Source organism: Ruegeria sp. AB7, from assembly GCF_056542625.1.
On sequence record NZ_JBQGAC010000005.1, the window covers coordinates 238873 to 262338 of the forward strand.

Genomic DNA, 23466 nt, shown 5'->3' on the forward strand with positions numbered 1-23466 from the left:
TGCCAAGCTGATTCTTCCAGTATGTGATGAGGGAAAAAGGCGGGGTCTGCCCGCCTAATATCACTAAGCGACGATTATGATCACTTGTCGCGGAACTGAGCCGCACGTTTTTCCAGAAACGCGGCCATGCCTTCTTTCTGGTCCTCTGTCGCGAACATCGAATGGAACACCCGACGCTCAAACAGCATGCCTTCGCTCAGCGGTAGCTCATAGCTGCGGTTCACAGCCTCTTTGGCCGCGATGGCCGTGATCTGCGATTTCTCTGCAATCTTCTGCGCCGCACCGGTTGCCTCTTCGATCAGCTTTTTGGCGGGCACGACACGACTGACCAATCCGGCGCGCTCGGCCTCTTCAGCGTCCATGAAGCGGCCTGTCAGGTTCATGTCCATCGATTTGGACTTACCAACGAAGCGGGTCAGACGCTGACTGCCACCAAGCCCAGCGATGACGCCCAGATTGATCTCGGGCTGGCCGAACTTGGCGGTGTCGGCAGCGATGATGAAATCGCACAGCATCGCCAGTTCACACCCACCGCCCAGCGCGTAACCGGCAACGGCGGCGATGATAGGTTTACGGATCGCGGTAACCCTATCGTTGGCGTCTGCAAACAGATTAACGTCGAACACATCGACAAAGCTCATTTCGGACATTTCCTTAATGTCCGCACCGGCGGCAAAGGCCTTGTCCGAGCCGGTGATGACGATGCAGCGCACTTTGTCATTGCTATCTGCATCTTCGAGCGCCTCGCACAGCTCACCCAGCAACTGGGTGTTCAGCGCGTTCATCGCATCGGGGCGGTTGAGCTTGATAAGGGCGACGTGGTCTTCGATTTCGACGATGATCGTCTCAAAAGCCATGAGGTGTAAGCTTCCGGTTGTTCCGTTCAGGTACGATTCCTTATCACGCGATTTCGCTGGATCAAGTTATCTTTGGCATTGCGCGCAATAGAAGGATGAGCGACCGGACTGGGTGATTCTCTTGATTTCAGCGCCACAACCCTCGGTTCGACAAGGCTCTCCTTCGCGGCCGTAGACGTCAAAGCTGTGCTGAAAATATCCAAGTTCTCCATCGGCTTGGCGGAAATCGCGCAGCGATGACCCCCCCGCTTCAATCGCGTCCTGCAACACTTTTCTGATGATCGGCACAAGGGCCGCAACGCGTGGCGCAGAAATCTGTCCGGCTTTGCGACGTGGCGACACCTTGCCGCGATAAAGCGCTTCGCAGACGTAAATATTACCCAAACCAGCAACGATTCCCTGATCCAACAACGCTGATTTGACCGGGCTGTTCTTGCCTTTGAAGGCGTCTATCAGGTGCTGTTCGTGAAAATCATTACCCAACGGTTCAGGACCCAGAACCGATAGCAGCTTGTGCTGCTCCGCCGTTGCCGACGGCAGCAGGTCCATTGCCCCGAACCGGCGCGGATCGTTGAAGGTGATGCGTGCGCCATTAGCCATATGAAACACCACGTGATCATGTTTCTGCGCCATCGGATGCTCATGCGCATACTGTCCGAGCGGATCGCCAGAGACCGTCATCCGCCCCGACATGCCCAGATGGATCAACAACGTCTCGGCACTGCTGAGATCCGCCAGAATGTACTTCGACCGTCGCCGCAGCCGATCCACCCGTTGCCCCGTCAGTCGCTCGGCCATCCGAGCCGGGAAAGGCCAACGCAAATCGGGGCGATTCACGTCCGCCCTTTCGATCACTGCGCCCTCCATTGCGGGGCTCAGGCCGCGTCTTACTGTCTCGACCTCGGGCAATTCGGGCATTACAGGGCTCCTATTCCAAAGGGCCGCATTGTGCCCGCCTCTTATCGCCCTATAACAGAGGCGAAATTCGACAAACGGCAAGGCAAATGTCCGACACCAACGACAAGACCACCCATTTCGGGTTCGAAACCGTGCGCGAGGCTGAAAAAGCCGGCCGCGTACAGGGCGTGTTCAATTCGGTCGCCTCGAAATACGACGTGATGAACGACGTGATGTCGATGGGCATCCACCGGGTCTGGAAAGACGCGATGATGGACTGGCTTGCCCCGCGCGCCGGTCAGCGGCTTCTGGATGTGGCGGGCGGCACCGGCGATATCTCGTTCCGCTTTCTGAAGCGCGCAGGCCACGGCCATGCTACCGTGCTGGACCTGACCGAGCCGATGCTGGTCGAAGGCCGCCAGCGCGCGGAGGCCGACCAGATGTCCGACAGCCTGAATTGGGTGGTGGGCGATGCGATGGCGCTGCCCTTCGAGGATAACACCTTCGACGTCTACACCATCTCCTTCGGCATCCGGAACGTCACCCGCCCGCGAGAGGCGCTTAACGAGGCCTATCGCGTTCTGAAGCCCGGTGGGCGTCTTATGGTGCTTGAGTTCAGCCAGTTACCCAATGACGGGCTGCAGAAGCTTTACGACCTCTACAGTTTCAATGTCATCCCGCGTATGGGCAAGCTGATCGCCAACGACTACGACAGCTATCAGTACCTTGTGGAATCAATCCGCAAGTTCCCAGATCAGGAGACATTCCTGAACATGGTCTGCACCGCCGGGTTCGAAAACGCCAAATACCGCAACCTGAGCATGGGCATTGCCGCACTGCATTCTGGCTGGAAGATCTAGATGCGCGGCCCTCACAACATCATTCGCCTGGTCCGGACGGGCGCCACGCTGGAACGTACCGGTGCCATGAACGTCGTATTGGATGCATTCGAGGCACCGCGTGCCGTACGTATTCTGGCGCATACCCTTGGCAAACCGTTCCAATGGCTGGGCTACAAGGGCGACCCCGAGATGCCGCCCGCCACCCGTGCCCTGACCGCATTGGGTCCGGCTTACATCAAATTCGGGCAGGTACTTTCGACCCGCCCCGATGTGGTGGGAAATGAACTGGCCGAGCAACTGCGTGTTCTGCAAGACAAGCTGCCGCCCTTTTCCAAAGCTGAAGCAATGGCAGAGGTCGAGAAAGAGTTAGGCCAACCGACGTCAGAGATATTCAGCGAGTTCAGTGAACCCATCGCCGCTGCCTCGATTGCTCAGGTTCACAAGGCCAAACTGACCAGCACAGGCGAAGACGTTGCTGTCAAAGTCCTGAGACCGGGTATCGAGCGCGCCTTCCGCAAGGATGTAGACGCGTTCTATTTCGCCGCGCGTATGGTGCAACTTTGCGCCCCCGGAGCGCGCCGCCTACGCCCGATGGAAGTGATCGAGCATTTCGACGGCGTAGTACGCGGCGAGTTGGACCTGCGTCTGGAAAGTGCCGCCTCCTCGGAATACGCTGCCAATACCAAGGATGATGCCGGATTCTGGTTGCCTCCGGTGGTCTGGTCGCTATCCGCACGCCGCGTCATGACGCTCAGCTGGGCTGATGGCATTCCCTTGGGAGATAACAACGCGCTGGACGCTGCCGGACATAATCGCCGCGATCTGGCTGAGCGCGTGCTCCGCCTGTTCCTATTGCACGCGCTACGCGACGGCTATTTTCACGCCGACATGCACCAAGGCAACCTCAAGGTCGCTGCGAACGGTGACATTATCGCCTATGACTACGGCATCATGGGTCATATCGATGAATATACTCGCCGGGTCTATGCCGAGATTCTCTTTGGTTTCATCCGCCGCGACTATAAACGCGTGGCCGAAGTCCATTTCGAAGCAGGCTATGTGCCTGCCAATCAGGACGTCGACGAATTCGCCCGCGCCTTGCGCGCGGTAGGTGAGCCGATCTTCGGCATGGACGCCACCCATATCTCGATGGGTCGGCTGCTAAGCTACCTGTTCGAAGTCACTGAACGCTTTGGCATGGAAACCCGCACCGAGCTGATCCTGCTGCAACGCACCATGGTGGTGGTCGAAGGCGTCGCCCGCTCGCTTGATGATCACATGAACATCTGGGAGGTCGCCCGACCGGTGGTCGAGGATTACATCAAACAATCCATCGGCCCCCGCGCCGCCCTGCGCGATTTCGGCAAAACCGCCCTGGTGCTTGCCCGTTTCGGCCCCCGCTTGCCCGGTCTGGTGGAAAATGCCCTGATTGCCCAGACTCAAAAAGACGACCCAAAGACCCCGGGTTTGATCGCGAACCTTCTGCCAGCAGCGATCGGCGCGGCCGCAGGCATAGCCGCGACGCTGGTGATCTTCGCACTCAGCTAAACCAACCCGACCGCTTCATCTGGCCAAAAATACCTTCGGGGGGGAATCGCGCCCCGGCGCGATTGGGGGGCAGACAGCCCCCCTTGCCCCGACCCAACTCAGAGCCGCTCGATGGCGAGGGCAATCCCCTGCCCTCCGCCGATGCACATGGTGATCAGACCTTTCGATCCGCCAATACGCTCCAACTCATACAACGCTTTAAGCGTGATAATAGCCCCTGTGGCGCCCACCGGATGGCCCAGCGCAATAGCCCCACCGTTCGGATTCACCTTTGCAGCGTCCAGACCCAATTCCTGATTGACGGCCAGAGCTTGCGCCGCAAAGGCCTCGTTGCTTTCGATCACGTCGAAATCATCCGCAGACAAACCCGTCTTTGCGAACAGGTTCTGCACTGCGGGAACCGGGCCGATGCCCATCACCTCGGGTCGCACGCCGGCATGGGCATAGCCAATCACGCGCGCTTTGGGTTTCAAGCCCGCCTTTTCTGCAGCATCCGCTGTCGCCAACACCATCGCCGCCGCGCCGTCATTGATGCCCGAGGCGTTGCCCGCCGTCACCCGCCCATCTTTCTGGAATACCGGGCGCAATCCGGCCAGCGCCTCGGCAGTGGTGGCCTTGGGATGTTCATCGACCTTGAAGTCGACCATCTCGCGCTTGACCTTGACCTGCACCGGCGCGATCTGGCTGTCGAAATACCCGGCCTCAATCGCCGCAGCCGCACGGGTCTGGCTGGTCAGCGCAAACGCGTCCATCTGTTCGCGGCTGATCTGGTGTTCATCCGCCACATTCTCGGCAGTCACCCCCATATGCCCGGTGCCGAATGGGCAGTTCAACGCGCCCAGCATCATGTCGAGCGATTTGACATCGCCCATCTTCGCCCCCCAACGGGCCTGCGGTATGACATAAGGGCTGCGCGACATGCTTTCGGCACCGCCCGCCACGGCAAACTCGGCATCGCCTAGCATCAGCGCCTGCACCGCCGACACTACTGCCTGCGCCCCCGAACCGCACAGCCGGTTCACGTTCATCGCCGGAGTCCCGTTCGGAATACCCGCCTGCATTGCGGCGACTCGCGACAGATACATGTCGCGCGGTTCGGTGTTGATCACATGACCAAAGACAACATGATCAATCTGCGCGCCTTCAACGCCCGAACGCTCCATTGCCGCCTCGGTCGCCACGGTCGCCAGATCGATCGGAGCGGTCGAGGCCAACGCACCGCCAAAGGTCCCGATGGCTGTGCGCGCACCGTCCAGTATTACTATGTCCGTCATGTTTTCTCCTCCAAGTCTCGCGCGTATTATGCACCTGCAGCATGATCTTCATATTAGACTCACTGTCACGCCGGAATTGACATTACGTTGCGCAACACCCATGGATTCCGTCATGACGGAAAACACAGACGATATTCTGACGCGCCTGCCCGCCCGATTGAAAGAGGCGCGCCGCGCCAAAGGCCTGTCGCTTGAGGCGGTCGCCAACCTCAGCGGCGTCTCGCGTTCCATGGTCAGCCAGATCGAGCGTGGCGAAAGCAGCCCCACAATTTCGACTCTGTGGAACCTGACACGCGCTCTGCAGGTGGATTTCGCCGGACTTTTGGAAGACGCCAAAACGACCGACCAGATCGAAGTGCTGCGTCAAGCAGAAGTGCCCAGTATCGACAATATGGGCGAGAAATGCCGGATTCGCATCCTCTCTCCCCCCGAAGAGGCCGGAGGACACGAGGTCTATGATATTCAGTTTCAGGCCAATGGGAGCCTGAACAGCCAACCTCATGCGCGCGGCGCACGGGAGCAACTGACTGTGCTGGAAGGCGCCGTCCGTGTCACTTCGGGAACGGCATCCAGCGATCTGAAACAAGGGGATACCGCCCGGTATGCCGCCGATATTACGCATTCGATAAGCGCTGAAAACCCGGCCCGCGTTTTCCTGATCGTAAAAAACGCCTGAACGGGCAAGATTCCGCCTTCACGGATATTTTTCCCAAATACTGTAATTCTCCTATTTGGGAATTTCATCCGCTATGTTAGACGTGCGACTCAGATTAACGGAGGTCGCCATGGCTGATGCATTCCTGTCCCATATTTCGGATACACTCGCGCAGATTGAGGCAGAGGGTCTGTACAAGCGCGAACGAATGATCACCTCGCCTCAGGGCGGTGAGATTACAGTGGGGGACAAGCAGGTGATCAACCTGTGCGCCAACAACTATCTGGGTTTGGCCGATCACCCTGCGCTGATCAACGCCGCCAAAGGCGCAATGGAGCCCAAGGGGTTCGGCATGGCCTCGGTCCGGTTCATCTGCGGTACGCAGGACATCCATCGTGAACTTGAGCAGAAGCTGGCAAAGTTCCTGAACAAGGACGATTCAATTCTGTTCGCTGCCTGCTTCGACGCCAATGGCGGGTTGTTTGAGCCTTTGTTAGGGCCCGAAGACGCCATTATCTCTGACGGTCTAAATCATGCCTCGATTATCGACGGGGTACGGCTGTGTAAGGCAAAACGCTATCGCTACATGAACAACGACATGAATGACCTCGAAGCGTGGCTGAAACAAGCACGCGAGGACGGGGCGCGGCATATCATGATCGCAACCGATGGTGTGTTCTCAATGGACGGCTATCTGGCCAATCTGCCGAAGATTCGCGAGCTGGCCGACAAATACGACGCCATCGTGATGGTCGATGACTGCCACGCCACCGGCTTTATGGGGCCAAACGGAGCGGGCACGCCGGACCACTTCGGTGTCGACGTGGATATTCTGACGGGAACTCTGGGCAAGGCACTTGGGGGGGCAATCGGCGGTTATATCGCCGGGCCGCAGCCAGTGATCGACCTGCTGCGGCAGCGGGCGCGGCCCTATCTGTTCTCAAACTCGTTGCCGCCATCCATCGTTGCCGCAGGGCTTGAGGCAATCCGTCTGGTTGAAGAAGGTGACATGCTGCGCGCCCAATTATGCGGCAATGCCAAGTACTGGCGCGCCGGGTTAGAGAATCTGGGCTTCGACCTACTTCCGGGCGAACACCCGATCATCCCGGTCATGCTGGGTGAAGCGACCCTGGCGCAGGATATGGCATCGCGATTGTTTGAAGAAGGCGTCTATGTTTCGGGCTTTTTCTTCCCTGTCGTGCCGCGTGGTCAGGCCCGAATCAGAACGCAGATGAATGCGGCTCTAACACGCGACGAATTAGACCGGGCGCTCGCGGCATTTGGCAGGGTCGGCAAAGAATTGGGGATAATCTGATGCGGCCCAACACGATGAAAGCCCTTGAGAAATCCAAGCCCCAGGAAGGTCTGTGGATGGTGCAGGCCCCGGTACCCGAGATCGGCCCAGACGAGGTTCTTATCCGCATCAACAAGACCGGGATTTGCGGCACGGATATTCATATCTGGAACTGGGATGAATGGGCTGCGGCCACCGTGCCGATCCCGATGATCACCGGCCACGAGTTCGCGGGTGAAATTGTTGAATTGGGTCGCAACGTGACAGGGATGACGGTCGGCCAACGCTGTTCAGGCGAGGGCCATCTGATCACCCCTGACAGCCGCCAGAGCCGTGCGGGCAAGTTCCACCTTGATCCCGGCACGCGCGGTATCGGTGTGAATGAACAGGGTGCCTTTGCGCAATACCTGAAACTGCCTGCCTTTAACGTGGTGCCCCTGCCTGACGACGTACCGGATGAGATCGGGGCGATCCTCGACCCGCTGGGCAATGCCGTGCACACTGCACTCAGCTTCGATCTGCTGGGCGAGGACGTATTGATTACTGGCGCAGGCCCTATCGGCATCATGGCCGCCGCCGTTGCCCGTCATGCCGGTGCCCGGCATGTAGTGATCACCGATATCAACCCCGACCGCCTGAAACTGGCCGAACACGTGGTACCTACGGTACGCACCGTTGATGTGTCCAAAGAGGATCTGCAGGATGTCATCGCGGAACTGGGCATGACTCAGGGCTTTGATGTCGGGCTTGAAATGTCGGGCTCGCAAGCCGCGCTGGACCAGATGGTCGAAGCGCTGGTTATGGGGGGCAAGATCGCGCTGTTGGGGATTCCGCCCGGAAAATCTCCGGTGGACTGGTCGCGCATCGTGTTCAAAGCTATCACCATCAAGGGTGTCTATGGGCGCGAGATGTTCGAGACCTGGTACAAGATGATCGCCATGTTGCAGAACGGGCTGGATGTCAGCCGCGTAATCACCCACCAGTTCGCGGTCGATGACTTTGCCCAGGGATTCAAGGCCATGAAATCCGGTCAATCAGGCAAGGTGGTTCTGGACTGGACCTAACGCTCTGGAACCGTGCGGGTTTTGTCCCTAAACAGGGATAAACCCGCGCGTCTGGAGGAGCACATGGGCGACAAAGACAGGTATACAGAACGGGGAATCGAAGAGTCTCTGGTCACCGATTTCACAGAAACTCACCGCAAAAGCTATGGGGATTTTCTGCAACTTAAGACTCTGCTGAACCTGCAAAAGACCTTTCAGGACCCGGCCCAACCTGATGAGATGTTGTTCATCATCATTCATCAGGTCAGCGAACTGTGGCTGAAACTGATGCACCATCAACTTGTCGAAGTCCGCCGGTTCTTGCAGCAGGACGATTTCGGTCCCGCGATGAAGAACCTCGACCGGATCAAGGCGATCCAACGGCAGTTGATCGCCGCGTGGGAGACGCTACTGACTATGACTCCCGCGGACTACATGACGTTTCGGGACGCATTAGGCAGTTCGTCAGGCTTTCAAAGCTATGGCTATCGCCAAATCGAGTTCATTCTGGGCAACAAAGATCCCGCGACCCTGAAAGTGCATGCGCATGACCCAGAAGTGATGGAGATGCTGAACGCGACTCTTACCAAACCCTCGCTCTATGACGAAGTGCTGCGGATGCTGGCCCGGCAAGGGTTTGACGTGCCGCATGATCTGATCGAGCGGGATTACGCAAAGCCCTACTCCGGCGATCCGCGTATCGTCAAAATCTGGGTCGAAGTGTTCCGCAACACGGAGCAATACTGGGATCTTTACGCGCTGGCCGAAAAACTGATGGATGTGGAATCTCTGTTCCAGAGGTGGCGATTCGATCATGCAACCGCGGTTGAGCGCGTGATCGGAATGCAGCCCGGAACGGGTGGATCTAGCGGCGTGGCCTTCCTGCGCAAAGCGCTGGAGTTGCGGTTTTTCCACGACCTCTACGACGTGCGAACCGAACTGATGTATACTGGGGAATAGGCCATGCTGTATCGCGGATTCACCCAAGAAGAGCTTGAGCAGGAGTATTCCCCTAGCTCAATGATTGGCGGTGATCTGACGCCATATCTAGCCAGCTATTCTGCCCTCAGCACACAGGCACGGTCTGAAATTAGGATGCAGGAAAACCGTTCCTATGGCGACAGCCCGACGCAAGTTCTAGATTTCTTCCCCGCACCTGGCGCCAACGCGCCTTTGCATGTCTTTATTCATGGTGGCTATTGGCAGGCGCTTAGCCAGCGTGAGTCGGCCCCTATGGCACCGGTATTGCATGAGAACGGGCAAGCCTTTGCCACGCTGAATTATACGCTCGCCCCCGATGCCAGATTGGGGCAGATGGTCGAAGAATGCCGTACCGCCTTGTTGTGGCTTGCGTCACAGGCCGAAACACTGGGTTTTGATCCATCAAACATCACGCTATCGGGTCACAGTGCAGGTGCCCATCTGGTCGCGATGGTGATGGCGACGTCTTCGAAGGCATTTGCGCAGGCTGGCCTGCGGGTGCGCAATGTGATCCTGATTAGCGGGATCTATGACCTTGTTCCGATCAGCCTGACCTCGGTGAATGATCCGCTGCAACTGACCAAGGTCGAGATTCACGATTTCTCACCCTGCCTCAACCTGCCCGCGCCAGGACCCCGTTACAGGGTAACCGTCGCCGAGCGGGATACGCCCGAGTTTATCCGCCAAAGCCGTGACTATGCTGAACTACTGCGCAAGGCCGGACATTCGGTCAGTTTCGATCTGCAGAAGGGCAAGCATCATTTTGACATCATCATGCCGTCGGGCACGTTTCTGTCGTCGCGCACGGACTAACCTAAATGAAAACAGCGGCCTCGTGGGGCCGCTGCTTCAAGTTTCTTTCTAGATCCGGATCAGTCCAGCGTGCGCGTGACCTCTTCGCGCTCGAAGATTTCGATCACGTCGCCTGCGCGGATATCGTCGTAGTTCTCGAACGCCATACCGCATTCCTGACCCGATTGAACTTCGGCCACTTCATCCTTGAAACGCTTGAGGGTCTTCAGCGTGCCTTCGTGGATCACCACGTTGTCGCGCAGCAGGCGGACACCAGCCGAGCGGCGGGCAACACCTTCGGTGACCAGGCAGCCAGCAACCTTGCCGACGCCGGTGACCTTGAAGACCTCTTTGATCTCGGCGTAACCGATGAATTTTTCGCGAATCTCGGCGCTCAGCAGGCCAGATGCGGCCGCTTTCACGTCATCCACCAGATCGTAGATCACCGAGTAATACCGGATCTCGACGCCCTTCTGGTTCGCGGTATTCCGCGCCGATGCGTTGGCACGGACATTGAAACCAAAGATCGGAGCGCCGGAGGCTTCGGCCAGGCCGACATCCGTCTCGGTGATCGCACCAACGCCCGAGTGTAGAACACGTACGCGCACTTCGTCATTGCCGATCTTCTCCATCGCCTGAACGATGGCTTCGGCAGAGCCCTGCACATCCGCTTTCATCAGAATAGGCAGCTCGGTGACGTTTTCGTCTTCCTTCGCCTTCTGCATCAGCTGTTCAAGGGTGGTCGCGGCACCGGCGGCGGCGCGTTTGTCCTTGGCGGCTTGCTCACGATAAGCAGCGATCTCACGGGCCTGCGCTTCGGTCTCGGTCACGTTCAGAACGTCACCTGCTTCGGGCGTGCCGTTGAGCCCCAGAACCTCAACCGGAACCGAAGGACCTGCTTCTTTGACGCGGTCGCCCTTGTCGTTGATCAGCGCACGGACCTTACCGTACTGCTCACCCACAACGAAGATATCGCCCTGACGCAGCGTGCCGTTCTGAACCAGAACGGTGGCGACGGGGCCACGGCCCACATCCAGCTGCGCCTCGATCACGGCACCTTGGGCGGCGCGATCTGGGTTGGCTTTCAGTTCCAGAATCTCGGCCTGCAGCGCAATGGCTTCCAGCAATTCGTCCAGACCCTGGCCAGTCATGGCCGAGACCTCAACGTCCTGAACCTCACCCGACATCTTTTCGACGATCACTTCGTGCTGCAACAAGTCAGTGCGGACTTTGTCGGGGTTCGCGTCGGGCTTGTCGATCTTGTTGATCGCCACGATCATTGGCACTTCGGCCGCTTTGGCGTGGTTGATCGCCTCGATCGTCTGCGGCATCACCGCGTCGTCGGCGGCAACAACAAGAACCACGATATCCGTGACCTGAGCCCCGCGCGAGCGCATCGAGGTAAAGGCCGCGTGTCCCGGTGTATCCAGGAAGGTCAGCGTGGTGCCACCATCGGTTTTCACCTGATAGGCGCCGATATGCTGGGTGATGCCACCAGCTTCGCCGGCAACAACACGCGCGTCGCGGATCGCATCCAGCAACGAGGTTTTGCCGTGGTCAACGTGACCCATGATGGTGATGACCGGCGGACGGGGCTGCAGATCGTCATCGCTGTCTTCGACCTCTTTGATGACGTCTTCAACATCCGAATCAGAGACACGCGTGACCTTGTGGCCAAATTCTTCGATGATCAGTTCAGCGGTGTCAGCGTCGATGGTCTGGTTCTGCGTGACCATCATGCCCATCTGCATCAGCGATTTGACAACGTCAGCGACACGCTCGGCCATACGGTTGGCCAATTCCGAGACCATGATCGCCTCGGGCAGCTGAACGTCGCGGATCACCTTTTCCCGCTCGACCGTGCCGCCCATGGCCTTCTGGCGCGCCCGCTCTTGCTTGCGTTTCATCGCGGCCATCGAGCGTTGGCGATTGCCTTCGCCGCCAGTGGCCTGACCCAGTGTCAGCTTGCCCGAGCGGCGGTTGTCGTCACGGCCCTTGCCACGGCCACGCTGCTCACGCTCGCGATCCTGCTTGCGCGGTGCCGCAGCAGGTGCAGGCTTGCTGGATGGGCTGCGTGCGGCCTTGGGCTCGGCGGGTGCCGGGGCTGCGGCAGCACGCTGGGCTGCTTCCTCGGCCTCTTTACGCTTGCGTTCTTCCTCTTCGGCCTTGGCACGGGCACGCTCTTCAGCTTCACGCTGCTCGCGTTCCTTGGCCTCTTGTTCGGCCCGGCGGCGTGCGCGTTCTTCTTCGCGCGCCTTTTCCTGCGCCTCACGGGCAGCGGCCTCTTCAGCCTCGCGCGCTTTGGCGGCTTGCAACGCCTTCATACGACGCGCCATTTCCGCATCGGAAATACCCGCTGGGCGACGCGAAGGATCACCCGAAGGTGTCGCACCACCACTTGGTTTGGTCGCGCCCGGCTTGGGTACGACCACGCGTTTGCGTTTGGTCTCCACCACGACATTCTTGGTGCGTCCGTGGCTGAAACTCTGTTTCACATTTCCGGGGCGTGCCCCGCCACGAAGACCCAATGTCTTTTTGCCGTCACTATCGCTCATAAAGCTTCTTACCCTTCCGAGCGGCCCTTGCCGCCGTCATCCTTTTCGCGCAAGCCACGCAGGCGCTGCGCTTCCTCTACAACACGTTTGGCGAGTCCGCCAGAGGCCAAGGCCGCATGAATCACGGTTTGGCGCCCAAATGCCGCCCCAAGCTCGTCTGCGGTCAGCCAGCCGATGTATTTCCCGAAGTGCGGCGTGCTGAGTTTCGACTTGCCGCGCCCCGATCCATCTGAGGCCTGAATCAGCACCTGGGCCTCTTCCCGGTCCAGCCACGACTTGACCTTTTCATACCCGGCGACCGCGTCACCGGACTTGCGCGCCAGACTGATCAGCTCGATCACACGACGCGCCACCTGTTTCTCGACCTCATCGGTCAGGTCCTTGGCGGCACTCACCTGTGCCTTAAACCCGCGCGAGAACAGTTTCTTGTTCACCGCCTTGTCCAGCGCCGCACGATCCGCCGCCACGTAAACCCCACGCCCCGGCAATTTCGCCGCGACATCGGGAAAGACCTGACCATCCGGCCCCGTCACAAAGCGGATCAAGCCATATTTGGGCTGAACCTCGCCCGTGGCGATGCACTTGCGTTCAGGGCCTTCCGACCGATCCTTATGGACGCCACCGCGACCCATGTCAGCCACCCGAGGCCTGAGATCAGGCCTCGACCTCCTCATCGGTTGCTTCGCCGTCTTCTTCGGCCTGCTCCAGCTCGGCCGGATCAACCCAGCCCAGCATGATGCGCGCGGTCATGACCAGATCCTGCGCTTCTTCCAGCGTCACGCCGAAGGGCTCCAGTACACCATCATCCTTGATGCGTTCGCCATCGACCGTGGTCCAGCCACCGGCCAGTTCCCAGTCGGCGCAGGTTGCGAAGTCTTCCAGAGTCTTCACATCATCCTTGGCCAGCGCCTCTACCATCTGGGGTGTCAGGCCCTCGAATTCAATAAGACTGTCCTCGGCACCCAGCGCACGGGCTGCATCCAGCGCCGCCTTGGCCTGAGCTTCCAGGAATTCGCGTGCACGTGTCTGAAGTTCTTGCGCGGTACCTTCATCCACACCGTCGATGACCAGCAGTTCGTCGATTTCAACGTATGCCACTTCTTCGAGGTTGGTGAAGCCTTCAGAAACCAGCAGCTGAGCGAAGAATTCGTCCAGATCCAGCGTTTCCATGAACAACTGGGTACGAGCCTCGAATTCTTTCTGACGGCGCGCCGATTCTTCGGCTTCGGTCATGATGTCGATGTCCAGATTGGTCAGCTGGCTGGCCAGACGCACGTTCTGACCACGACGGCCAATGGCGAGGCTCAGTTGCTCCTCGGGAACCACAACTTCGATCTTGCCGGCTTCTTCGTCCAGAACCACCTTGGAAACCTCAGCGGGCTGCAGCGCGTTCACCAGGAAAGTCGGCTGATCTTCGTTCCACGGGATGATGTCGATTTTCTCACCCTGCAGTTCGTTCACAACGGCCTGCACACGGCTGCCGCGCATACCTACGCAGGCCCCGACGGGATCGATCGAGCCGTCATACGAGATCACAGCGATCTTGGCGCGCGAGCCGGGGTCACGGGCCACGGCCTTAACCTCGATGATGCCGTCATAGATTTCCGGCACTTCCATCTTGAACAGCTCGGCCATGAATTCCGGCGCAGTGCGCGACAGGAATATCTGGTGGCCACGAACCTCGCGGCGAACCTCTTTGATATAGGCGCGCACACGGTCGTTCGGGCGATAGCTTTCGCGACCGATCTTGTCATTGCGGCGCAGAACGGCCTCGGCACCGCCCAGATCGACGATCACATTGCCGAACTCTTCACGCTTGACCGCACCGTTGATGATGGTGCCGGCACGATCCTTGAATTCTTCGTACTGACGATCACGCTCGGCTTCGCGAACCTTCTGCAGGATGACCTGCTTGGCGGACTGAGCTGCAATCCGGCCCATTTCCACGGGCGGGACTTCTTCAACGAAGACGTCACCAACCTCGGGCGATTCCATGTACTGGCGCGCCTGCTCGACGGTCATCTCGGCCTGATAGTTCTCAAGCTCTTCATCCTCGACCACGGTGCGGACACGGGTAAAGGTCGCCTTGCCGGTCTTGCGGTCGATGCTGACGCGGATGTCCATCTCGGCGCCGTAACGGCTCTTGGCGGCACGGGCGAGCGATTCTTCCATCGCTTCGACAACCAGACCGGGGTCGATCATCTTTTCGCGGGCCACGGCCTCGGCGGTCTGCAGCAGCTCCAGCTGGTTGGCTGAGGTGATTGCCATCAGTTCGTCTCCTCTTCGGACCCTTCGGTCTCAATCTCGTCGAAAGCGTTTTCGTTCAGGGCACCGGCGTCTTTGCGCTGGCGCAGCATTTCCTTGATTAGATCATCGGTCAGGACCAGCTTGGCGTCGCTGAGCCAGTCGAATTGCAGACCAATGGTGATCGTCTCATCCCCCTCGGGAATGTTGATCAGAACCTCATCCCCTTCGATCCCGGCCAATTCGCCCTTGAAGCGGCGGCGACCGTCGATCAGTTCTGCGGTTTCGATCTTGGCCTCATACCCTTCGAACGTCTCAAAATCTTTGAGACGGGTCAGAGGACGGTCAATTCCAGGGCTGGAAACTTCAAGCGTGTAGGCGTCCAAAATGGGGTCTTCGACGTCCAGCGTGGCGCTGACCGCATTGGAAATCTCGGCGCAGTCATCCACTTCGATGCCGCCATCGGGCTTGTCTGCCATGATCTGCATCGTGGTGGTCTTGCCGCTCATCAGCCGAATGCGGACAAGCTCATACCCCAGATCCTCGATTACAGGGGTGATGATCTCGGCCAGTCGCCGGTCGATGGCAGCTTTGGCTATCAGGTCGTTTGTCATTCAGGTTCTCTACCCTGCTATCGGGCACAAAAAAACGGGCGCGCGGCCCGTCGAATTTTCCGGTGGAGCCCCGGACTAGAAGTCCGACGCGCCGCTGTTGCAACTGCATATACGCAGGAGTTCCTGAGTCTGCAACCCCCGGCGCAAATCGTGATCAAATTTACGCCAGCCACCACCGTTCGGCGATGCGCCCATCATCCAGCGCAGCCCGGCTGATCTGGCGCGGCATACCGACATGAGAGGCCATTGCCAACGCCATCTCGGCCTCAGACGGATGAAATCGCAGCCCGCGTTGCGCGGTCAGCTCCTCACCAGCCGGGAGCGCTGCGATATCTACATATCCATCGCGCAATGCTTCGGCCCGCACCCCGGCGTCCGGGATCACGATAATCTCAAGCGTATCAACCCATCCTGCCGTTCCGCTTTTGTAGTGATTGGACACCCTGCGTGCGCGGAAATGACGTTCATCCTCGGCCCGCTCAACCCGGTAGCATCCTGTGCCGTTGGCCTGAGCCAGTGGCGTCACGCCCCCTCGCGCAATGACAAACCGTGACCCAGCCAGCAAGAATGGTAGTCCCGGGTTGGCCTCGGCCAATTGCAGCTGCACACGAGCAGGTGCAATGGCCTCGGCCTGACCAATATCTTCCAGAACAGCTAAAACATCGTTCACGTCCAGCTTGGTGCCATCGTGGAACACAGCATCGTCGCGCAGATCAAAGTTCCAGACCCGCGCATCAGCATCGGTCTGCCAATTTGTAGCCAGCTCTCCGCGCAGGGTACCATCGGGCGCGATCTCGGTCAGGCTGTCAAAGACAGCCCCTCGCGCCACCTGTTCCAAACTATTGTCGCGTGGCACCGCCAGCCGCAAGGTACCACCCTGTTTCGGCGTATCGGCCAGAGACGCTCCTGTCGCCGCCAGCAAAGCGGCGGCGGCGCCCGAGGCAAATAATGCGCGACGGTCGATGCGAGTCATACCGTTTCCTCCGACACGCGATCCATGATCCGAACCAGTTCCGCGCTGATGCCCGGTTCTGACAGGGCGTGACCGGCTTGCCGCACCATCTTCAGTTCGGCATTGGGCCAGCGCTCGGACAGGTTCCATGCAGCCTGCGGTGGGCAGATCATGTCATAGCGTCCCTGAACGATATGACCGGGAATATGGGCAATCCGATCCATCTGATCCAGAATTTGCCCGTCATACTCAAGAAACGCCTTGTTCGTGAAATAGTGATTCTCAAGCCGCGCAAAAGTTCGCGCGTATTCGCCGGGGCTTTCCCCGACCGACCCGTTGGTGTGGATCGAAGCCAAGGCGTTTTCCCAATGCGACCACGCGCGGGCATAGAGGATCTCGGTCGCGCGGTCGCCCGAAAACAGGCGCTTGTTGTAGGCCGCAATTGCGTCATTTACTTCATGTTCGGGCAAGAGAGAGGTGAACTTGGCCCATTGTTCAGGCCAGAATTTGCCCGCACCACCGCCATAAAACCAGTCCAGCTCGGCCTGTGTGGCCAGAAACACGCCGCGCAATACCAGCCGATTTACCCGATCTGGATGTGTTTGGGCATAGATCAACGCCAGTGTCGCGCCCCAGCTGCCGCCAAAGACGATCCAATCTTCGATGTCGAACAATTTGCGCAGACGCTCGATATCTGCCACCAGATGCCATGTCGTGTTGTTTTCGACCGACGCGGTTGGCCGCGACCGGCCACATCCGCGTTGATCAAAGAGAATCACCCGATAGGCATCCGGGTTGAAATACCGTCGCATCGCCGGGCTGCAGCCGCCGCCCGGCCCGCCATGCAGGATCACCACTGGTATCCCATTGGGATTACCGCATTGTTCCACATAAATACGGTGCCCATCACCCATATCGACCACGCGCTGATCGAACGGATCGATCGGCGGGTAAAGATATTGAACTGCGCGCTTTTGGTCCGGGTACTTATCCATTACGGCCCTATATAGTCCTTAAGCGTAAAAGAGCACACGGAGACAGGAATGCAAGCGCATCCGAACACGGTTGACCCGTCAGAGATCGCAAAATTCGAGGCGATGGCCGCAGAATGGTGGGACCCGCATGGGAAATTCAAACCTCTGCACATGCTGAATCCGTGTCGCCTGGATTATATCACACAGCAGATCGCAGGCGAGTTCGACCGTGATCTGAAAGCTCCACGTCCCTTCGAAGGCTTGCGCCTGCTGGATATCGGCTGCGGCGGCGGGTTATTGAGCGAACCGATGGCGCGTTTGGGCGCCACGGTCGTGGGCGCCGACGCCGCCGAAGGCAACCTGCCGGTCGCTCGCATCCATGCCGAGCAATCGGGGCTGCAGATCGACTACCGCCACACTACCGCCGAAGACATGGCCGCCGCAGGCGAACAGTTCGATGTGGTGCTGAATATGGAAGTGGTCGAACACGTCGCTGATCCGTTGGGTTTCCTGACCGCATCGCAGCAATTGCTGAAACCGGGCGGGTTACTGATCTGCTCAACCATCAATCGCAACCCAAAATCCTACGCGATGGCCATCATCGGGGCCGAGGTCGTCATGCGTTGGCTGCCGCGCGGCACGCACGAGTGGGACAAATTCATCACCCCGGATGAGCTGTTCGACCTGCTGCGCCAGGCCGGGCTGGAACCGGTGGACCGCAAGGGGTTCGTCTTCAACCCGATCCTGTGGAGCTGGTCGATCTCGGACCGGGATTTGAGCGTGAATTACGTGACGGCGAGTGTGAAGCCTAGGTAGGATGGGTTTTCAACCCATCTTGCAAGCGTTTTCGATCTTAAGCGATGGGTTAAAACCCATCCTACGCTTTATTATTTTACGGCTAAACGGTGAAGGTAGAACGCTGAGGCAAAACCAGCTTCGTCCAACGAGTGTTTGAGACGCCCATTTAGAAAAACGCGATGTGGTACGCCCGGGTCGCGCCAAATGTCTATCCCGGACGCCGCATCTGCATTGCAGACAACGTCCCCGGGCTTGGCATCCTTCCATTCAGGAAGCCGAAAAAGGTCATCCCGGTCGGGTCGGGCTCGTCGAAGACTTTTTGACTCAGCAATGTTCAGCGTGCCGGATTTGTTTGCGATCCACAGGATCGAGTAGTCCTGCTCAATCGGTGTGATCTTGTCTCTTTCGAACAGGTTGACGGGATAAAGCCCCCCTTGCCCTTATTCGAGATTTTTGAGGATATCAGCCACATCTGATCGGATCGCCAGAATTCCAAACAAAGTGATTACAGGAGAATACTTCCCGTAGTGAGGCTCAAAATCATGATCTTCAGGAGCAACCTCTTGAAAGAAATCCGGCAAGATATCCTGCTGCTCCAGCGGCTCCCCATGGCGCTGCCAACGATACAGATTCGCATGATAACCTGATCCGGGTTGCCACCTGAAGGCATTGAAGCGTTCACTTGGTTCTTCAGGAAAATCATCGGGGACAAGCGCCCGGAATGGCCTCTGCAGGTCCATCCCGACGGTAATGTCTGAAACCCAAATTTCATCCGTCATCTTTTACGATCCTTTGGCGCAGTTGGCGTAAAGCCCCTACTCCCCCTCCAACTGCAACCGCAAATCCCGTAGCACGGGCAGCGTGCTGCGCACCCGCTCCAGCCCCAGCTCTCCGACCACGCGGTTGATCAGCGGGGCAATCGAGGAAATCGCCTGATCGCGTGCGCGTCGGCCTGCGGGGCTGATGGCGACCATCTTGCGGCGGGCGTCGTCCCAGTCGGGGCGGATGTGGATATAACCGGCCCATTCTAGCTTGGCCAAAGTGTTGGTCATTGCGCCTCGGGTCACGTGGAAGGTGTTGGCCAATTGCGCGGGGGTGCGCTCGTCGCCGACAAACACCAGATGGTTCAGCACCGAGAAATGCGAGATTTCCATGCCTTTGGGCAGCACCCGGCTCAGCCGGTTGCGCAATAGCTGATCGGCGGTCAGGATCTCGCTGAACAGCGTGACCGCCAGGGCATTTTTTTCGTCAGTCATGGTCCGGTTCTGGATCAGGGTCCGTCAAAGGAGCGGACATGTGTTAGTGAAGGCACGCGTCTTCGCGCCTCTGTAACAGACCTATCATCCAAATCAAAAAAGTGAATGCCCGGATCGGTGCCTGCGTCGATCAGCACCTCTCCCCACGGGGCGACAATCATACTGTGGCCGTGTGTATATCGCGTCTTGCCGCGAGTTTTAGGGTGCTCACCCGTTTGTGCCGGAGCCAGCACCCAGCAGCCGGTCTCAATGGCCCGCGCGCGCAGCAGCGCTTCCCAGTGGGCCGCACCGGTGACCGGCGAAAACGCCGCCGGGACAGTGAGAATCCGCGCGCCTGCCTGCGCCAAAGCGGCATACAGGTAGGGAAATCGAATATCATAGCAGATGGTCAGGCCGACTTTACCGAAATCGGTGTCGACAATCACCGCTTTTTGACCGGGGCGGTAGTTCTTCGATTCGCGGAAGGTCTCGGATTCCGTGACCTGCACGTCGAACATGTGAATCTTGTCATACCGCGCCACGATCTGCCCCTGCGGGTCGATCATGAAACTACGGTTGGCAAATCGGCCATCGGCATCATGTGTTTTGATCGCTAGTGACCCGATCAGCAGCCAAACACCCAAATTGGCGGCCTGTTCGCCAAGGCCCGCCAGAGTGATATCGCCCTCTTCATGCTGCAAAACCTCACGCTGCCGAGTGGTGCTGGTTGAGACGCAATTCGTGACTTCAGGCGTCAGAATGAACTGCGCACCTTGCGCAGCCGCATCGGCCATCATGGTACGCACCATGTCCAGATTCTCGGTCGGATCATCCGACGCGGTGATCTGCAGCAAAGCGGTTTTCATCAAGCCGCCAGCAGGCGATCCAGCTTGCCCTGACGTTCAAGCTCGTAAAGATCGTCGCACCCACCAACATGGGTGGTACCCACAAAAATCTGCGGCACAGTGCGTTTTCCTGCCGCGCGCTGGATCATTTCAGGTTTGCGTTTCGGATGCATCAGCACGTCGATTTCCTTGAATTCGACGCCTTTCTGTTTCAACAACCGCTTGGCCGCATGACAAAAGCCGCACAGCGGCGAGGTGTAGATTTCTACCGGCTTCATATTCCGTCCCTTTGGGTTTCGCACATTCTTGGGCGAATTAGGCATCCTTGGCAACGCGCGCCAGTACCAACACGAAAATATGATTTGCCCCTGACGCGCGACAGACACGCGCGCAGGCGTCCAACGTCGCACCCGAGGTCATAACATCATCGACCAGAAGAATATCCCGGCCTCTGATCATGGGAGCACGTTTTCGGTGCAGGGATATGGCGTTGGACAACGCAAGGGATCGCTCAACCGCAGTTTTTCCATCCAGAACAGGGGTGCGTACCGTGCGTACCAGAAGATCGGGGCAGACACTCAACTCCGCTTCCCGGCCCAGATGCCCCGCCAGCAGCGCCGATTGATTGTAGCGACGCTTGATCAGCCGGGTCCAGTGCAGCGGAACCGGTGCGATCAGCATGTTCGAGCGCAACAGCTCGTGCCCGGCTTGGGCCATCCAGCGGGCGGCAGGGCGGGCCAGCTCAGGCCGATCCCCGTGCTTAAAGGCAAGTATAAGTGCCTTCGCGCCCCCCTGATACAGCAACGCTGCCCGACCATGCCGCCACGCGCGCGGTGCCCCGAGGCAATCATCACATTCAATCCGGTGCCCGTCCTGCGCGCCGGGAAGTGGCATGCCGCAGCTTTCGCAGACGGTGCCACCGATGAACGGCGTGTCGCGCCAGCATGCACCGCAGAGGCCAAAATCGGATTCGGTCAGTGCTCCGCAGGACAAGCAACGCGGTGGGTAGATCATCTCGACAGCGGTTTGAATCCCCTGACGAATGCGATACTTGCGGCTTATGAAGCTTCCGTCCGACACTACACCCTCTCTGTTTGACCGCGCCGTCCTTGCGCTTCACCGCAGCCGCGTGCGGGACGACGCGCTTTTCCTGCACCATGCCGCTGTCGACGAAGTGCAGGATCGTCTGTCCATGGTTAACAAAACCTTTCAGGCCCCCGCCGTCGTGACCCCCTTCCCTCATATCTGGGATGGGTTGTGGCCCGAGGCCCGGGTGATCAGGGATGAAGATGTTCTCGACCTAACTCCAGGAGCGCATGATCTCTTGATTCATGCGATGGCACTGCATTGGGCAAACGACCCGGTCGGCCAACTGATCCAATGCCATCGCGCCCTAAAATCCGACGGATTGCTGTTAGCGGTATGTTTAGGGGGCGACACCCTTAAGGAATTACGCGCGGCCTTGGGTCAAGCCGAGATCGAGGTGACTGGCGGTCTCAGCCCCCGTATTGCTCCTATGGCCGAGCTTCGTGATCTGGGGGGGCTGCTACAACGGGCCGGGCTGGCTTTGCCGGTCGCCGACAAGGCGACGCTGTCCGCAGAATATCGCGATCTGGTGCATCTGATGCGTGATCTGCGTGCGATGGGGGAAACCAACGCTTTGGCGGATCGCCTGAAACACCCGACCCGACGCGCTGTTTTTGACAAAGCGCAGGACATCTACGCCGGGCATTACGCATCGCCACAGGGCCGCCTGACGGCAACCTTTGAACTGATCTGTCTGACGGGCTGGGCCCCCGATGACAGCCAACCCAAACCTTTGCGTCCGGGATCCGCCAAGATGCGGCTGGCTGATGCGCTAGGTACGGATGAGGGCAAACTGCCCGATTGACGACCGGCCTTTTCCCTATATCTCAGGCCAGACACCACAAATCAGGAAGCTTTCAATGTTTGATGCCACTCGTCCAACCCATGCCCCTGCAGACCATCCCAAGGTCAAGATGGGCCGCGTCGGCATCCTGCTGGCTAATCTGGGAACTCCAGATGACTACAGTTATTGGCCTATGCGGCGGTATCTGAACGAGTTCCTGTCGGACAAGCGCGTGATCGACTACCCGGCGTGGAAGTGGCAGCCGATTCTGCAAAGCATCATTCTGACCAAGCGGCCTTTCAGTTCGGGTGAGGCGTACAAGTCAATCTGGAATCACGATAAGGGCGAAAGCCCGTTGATGACGATCACCAAAGATCAGACTGCCAAGCTGCGCGCAGCGATGCAGCAGCGGTATGGCGATCGGGTGATGCTGGATTTTTGCATGCGCTACGGCAATCCTTCAACTCCGTCGAAGGTCCGGGAGATGGTAGAAGAAGGCTGTGATCGCATCCTGTTCTTCCCGCTCTACCCGCAATACGCCGGTGCCACGACTGCTACAGCAAATGATCAGTTCTTCCGCGCGTTGATGAAAGAGTCATGGCAGCCTGCCAGCCGAACTGTTCCGGCCTATTTCGACGAACCTGCCTATATCGATGCGTTGGCGAGCTCTGTCGAGCGCGCCTATGCAGATATGGAGACAAAACCGGATGTCTTGGTCTGCTCGTATCACGGGATGCCCCAGCGTTATTTGCAGCAAGGGGACCCCTACCACTGCCAATGCGTGAAAACATCAAGGCTACTGAAAGAGCGTCTGGGATGGACGGATGATCAGCTGATCTCGACCTTTCAATCGCGCTTTGGACCGGAAGAATGGCTGAAGCCCTACACCGTTGATCACGTGGCTGATCTGGCGCGTCAGGGTAAGAAGAACATCGCCGTCATCGCACCTGCCTTCTCTGCCGATTGCATTGAGACGCTGGAAGAGATCAACGAAGAGATCAAAGAGAGCTTCGAAGAGGCAGGTGGTGAATCGTTTACCTATATCCCTTGCCTTAACGACGATGATTCGCATATCGCCGCGCTGATTAAAGTGATCGAAGACAATCTGCGTGGTTGGTTAGACTAATCGCGCGCTTTCACCAGACACGAAAAAAGGCGGTGGTTTGCACCACCGCCTTTTAAGTGCATAAAGTCTC

24 protein-coding genes are annotated in these 23466 nt (G+C 58.6%); 10 read left to right on the forward strand and 14 right to left on the reverse strand.

Features of this window, described 5'->3' with window-relative positions:
* Nucleotides 1–80: 80 nt before the first annotated feature.
* Together ACR0EN_RS14765 and mutM are read right to left on the reverse strand one after the other, a co-directional pair.
* A complete protein-coding gene (locus ACR0EN_RS14765) occupies nt 81–857 on the reverse strand; it encodes an enoyl-CoA hydratase (RefSeq protein ID WP_480587464.1) in 777 nt (258 codons plus the stop codon).
* Nucleotides 858–923: 66 nt separating this feature from the next.
* On the reverse strand, nt 924–1775 hold the full coding sequence (gene mutM / locus ACR0EN_RS14770; RefSeq protein ID WP_480587467.1) for a bifunctional DNA-formamidopyrimidine glycosylase/DNA-(apurinic or apyrimidinic site) lyase: 852 nt from the start codon (nt 1773–1775) through the stop codon (nt 924–926).
* An 86-nt stretch (nt 1776–1861) separates the two neighbouring features.
* On the opposite strand from mutM, the gene ubiE reads away from it, so the two are divergent.
* Together ubiE and ubiB are read left to right on the forward strand one after the other, a co-directional pair.
* On the forward strand, nt 1862–2614 hold the full coding sequence (gene ubiE, locus ACR0EN_RS14775; protein WP_480587470.1) for a bifunctional demethylmenaquinone methyltransferase/2-methoxy-6-polyprenyl-1,4-benzoquinol methylase UbiE: 753 nt from the start codon (nt 1862–1864) through the stop codon (nt 2612–2614).
* Nucleotides 2615–4144 (forward strand): 2-polyprenylphenol 6-hydroxylase, encoded by a 1530-nt coding sequence (gene ubiB / locus ACR0EN_RS14780; RefSeq protein ID WP_480587473.1) that lies wholly within the window; start codon nt 2615–2617, stop codon nt 4142–4144.
* A 98-nt stretch (nt 4145–4242) separates the two neighbouring features.
* Here ubiB and ACR0EN_RS14785 read toward each other — a convergent pair whose 3' ends face one another.
* Complete coding sequence (locus ACR0EN_RS14785; protein WP_480587476.1) at nt 4243–5418, reverse strand: acetyl-CoA C-acyltransferase family protein; 1176 nt, start codon at nt 5416–5418, stop codon at nt 4243–4245.
* A 112-nt stretch (nt 5419–5530) separates the two neighbouring features.
* Here ACR0EN_RS14785 and ACR0EN_RS14790 point away from each other — a divergent pair, with 112 nt between their 5' ends.
* From ACR0EN_RS14790 to ACR0EN_RS14810, 5 genes are all read left to right on the forward strand, one after another.
* Nucleotides 5531–6094: a helix-turn-helix domain-containing protein gene (locus ACR0EN_RS14790; protein ID WP_170395365.1), complete on the forward strand. Its 564-nt coding sequence runs from the start codon at nt 5531–5533 to the stop codon at nt 6092–6094.
* Nucleotides 6095–6203: 109 nt separating this feature from the next.
* Nucleotides 6204–7388, forward strand: a complete 1185-nt coding sequence (locus ACR0EN_RS14795) for a glycine C-acetyltransferase (protein WP_480587479.1) — start codon at nt 6204–6206, stop codon at nt 7386–7388.
* Between the two features lie 14 nt (nt 7389–7402).
* The gene (tdh, locus tag ACR0EN_RS14800; protein WP_170396071.1) at nt 7403–8431 is read left to right on the forward strand and encodes an L-threonine 3-dehydrogenase; all 1029 of its coding nucleotides are present in this window, start codon (nt 7403–7405) and stop codon (nt 8429–8431) included.
* Nucleotides 8432–8494: 63 nt separating this feature from the next.
* On the forward strand, nt 8495–9370 hold the full coding sequence (locus ACR0EN_RS14805) for a tryptophan 2,3-dioxygenase (RefSeq protein WP_170818507.1): 876 nt from the start codon (nt 8495–8497) through the stop codon (nt 9368–9370).
* Nucleotides 9371–9373: 3 nt separating this feature from the next.
* Nucleotides 9374–10204: an alpha/beta hydrolase gene (locus ACR0EN_RS14810; protein ID WP_170408662.1), complete on the forward strand. Its 831-nt coding sequence runs from the start codon at nt 9374–9376 to the stop codon at nt 10202–10204.
* 59 nt (nt 10205–10263) lie between these two features.
* Here ACR0EN_RS14810 and infB read toward each other — a convergent pair whose 3' ends face one another.
* The 6 genes from infB to pip all read right to left on the reverse strand — a co-directional run bounded on the left by infB (nt 10264) and on the right by pip (nt 17543).
* Entirely contained in the window at nt 10264–12738 is a 2475-nt protein-coding gene (infB, locus tag ACR0EN_RS14815; protein WP_170395359.1) for a translation initiation factor IF-2, read from the reverse strand.
* A gap of 8 nt (nt 12739–12746) precedes the next feature.
* Complete coding sequence (locus tag ACR0EN_RS14820) at nt 12747–13370, reverse strand: RNA-binding protein (protein ID WP_170395356.1); 624 nt, start codon at nt 13368–13370, stop codon at nt 12747–12749.
* Nucleotides 13371–13392: 22 nt separating this feature from the next.
* Complete coding sequence (nusA, locus tag ACR0EN_RS14825; RefSeq protein WP_170395353.1) at nt 13393–15006, reverse strand: transcription termination factor NusA; 1614 nt, start codon at nt 15004–15006, stop codon at nt 13393–13395.
* Nucleotides 15006–15596: a ribosome maturation factor RimP gene (gene rimP / locus ACR0EN_RS14830; RefSeq protein ID WP_010442531.1), complete on the reverse strand. Its 591-nt coding sequence runs from the start codon at nt 15594–15596 to the stop codon at nt 15006–15008. Before rimP ends, nusA begins: the two co-directional genes overlap by 1 nt.
* Before the next feature lie 160 nt (nt 15597–15756).
* Nucleotides 15757–16569, reverse strand: coding sequence for an ABC transporter substrate-binding protein (locus ACR0EN_RS14835; RefSeq protein ID WP_480587483.1), 813 nt, complete (start codon nt 16567–16569; stop codon nt 15757–15759).
* Nucleotides 16566–17543 (reverse strand): prolyl aminopeptidase, encoded by a 978-nt coding sequence (pip, locus tag ACR0EN_RS14840; protein WP_170515365.1) that lies wholly within the window; start codon nt 17541–17543, stop codon nt 16566–16568. Before pip ends, ACR0EN_RS14835 begins: the two co-directional genes overlap by 4 nt.
* Before the next feature lie 48 nt (nt 17544–17591).
* Between pip and ubiG the strand changes: the two genes are divergently transcribed.
* On the forward strand, nt 17592–18338 hold the full coding sequence (gene ubiG / locus ACR0EN_RS14845; RefSeq protein ID WP_170515679.1) for a bifunctional 2-polyprenyl-6-hydroxyphenol methylase/3-demethylubiquinol 3-O-methyltransferase UbiG: 747 nt from the start codon (nt 17592–17594) through the stop codon (nt 18336–18338).
* A 422-nt stretch (nt 18339–18760) separates the two neighbouring features.
* Here ubiG and ACR0EN_RS14850 read toward each other — a convergent pair whose 3' ends face one another.
* From ACR0EN_RS14850 to ACR0EN_RS14870, 5 genes are read right to left on the reverse strand one after another with little or no spacing between them, the layout of a single operon-like run.
* Entirely contained in the window at nt 18761–19099 is a 339-nt protein-coding gene (locus ACR0EN_RS14850) for a hypothetical protein (protein WP_170636520.1), read from the reverse strand.
* A 36-nt stretch (nt 19100–19135) separates the two neighbouring features.
* Entirely contained in the window at nt 19136–19576 is a 441-nt protein-coding gene (locus tag ACR0EN_RS14855; RefSeq protein ID WP_170395340.1) for a MarR family winged helix-turn-helix transcriptional regulator, read from the reverse strand.
* A gap of 14 nt (nt 19577–19590) precedes the next feature.
* Entirely contained in the window at nt 19591–20421 is an 831-nt protein-coding gene (locus ACR0EN_RS14860; protein ID WP_480587486.1) for a carbon-nitrogen hydrolase family protein, read from the reverse strand.
* Entirely contained in the window at nt 20421–20678 is a 258-nt protein-coding gene (grxC, locus tag ACR0EN_RS14865; RefSeq protein WP_170395334.1) for a glutaredoxin 3, read from the reverse strand. Before grxC ends, ACR0EN_RS14860 begins: the two co-directional genes overlap by 1 nt.
* A 37-nt stretch (nt 20679–20715) precedes the next feature.
* Complete coding sequence (locus ACR0EN_RS14870) at nt 20716–21480, reverse strand: double zinc ribbon domain-containing protein (RefSeq protein WP_480587489.1); 765 nt, start codon at nt 21478–21480, stop codon at nt 20716–20718.
* Between ACR0EN_RS14870 and ACR0EN_RS14875 the strand changes: the two genes are divergently transcribed.
* Complete coding sequence (locus tag ACR0EN_RS14875) at nt 21461–22291, forward strand: methyltransferase domain-containing protein (protein ID WP_480587492.1); 831 nt, start codon at nt 21461–21463, stop codon at nt 22289–22291. The genes ACR0EN_RS14870 and ACR0EN_RS14875 overlap by 20 nt on opposite strands.
* A gap of 55 nt (nt 22292–22346) precedes the next feature.
* Nucleotides 22347–23396 carry a ferrochelatase gene (hemH, locus tag ACR0EN_RS14880; protein ID WP_170395328.1) on the forward strand — a complete coding sequence of 350 codons (1050 nt, stop codon included), beginning with the start codon at nt 22347–22349 and terminating at the stop codon, nt 23394–23396.
* Nucleotides 23397–23466: the final 70 nt, after the last annotated feature.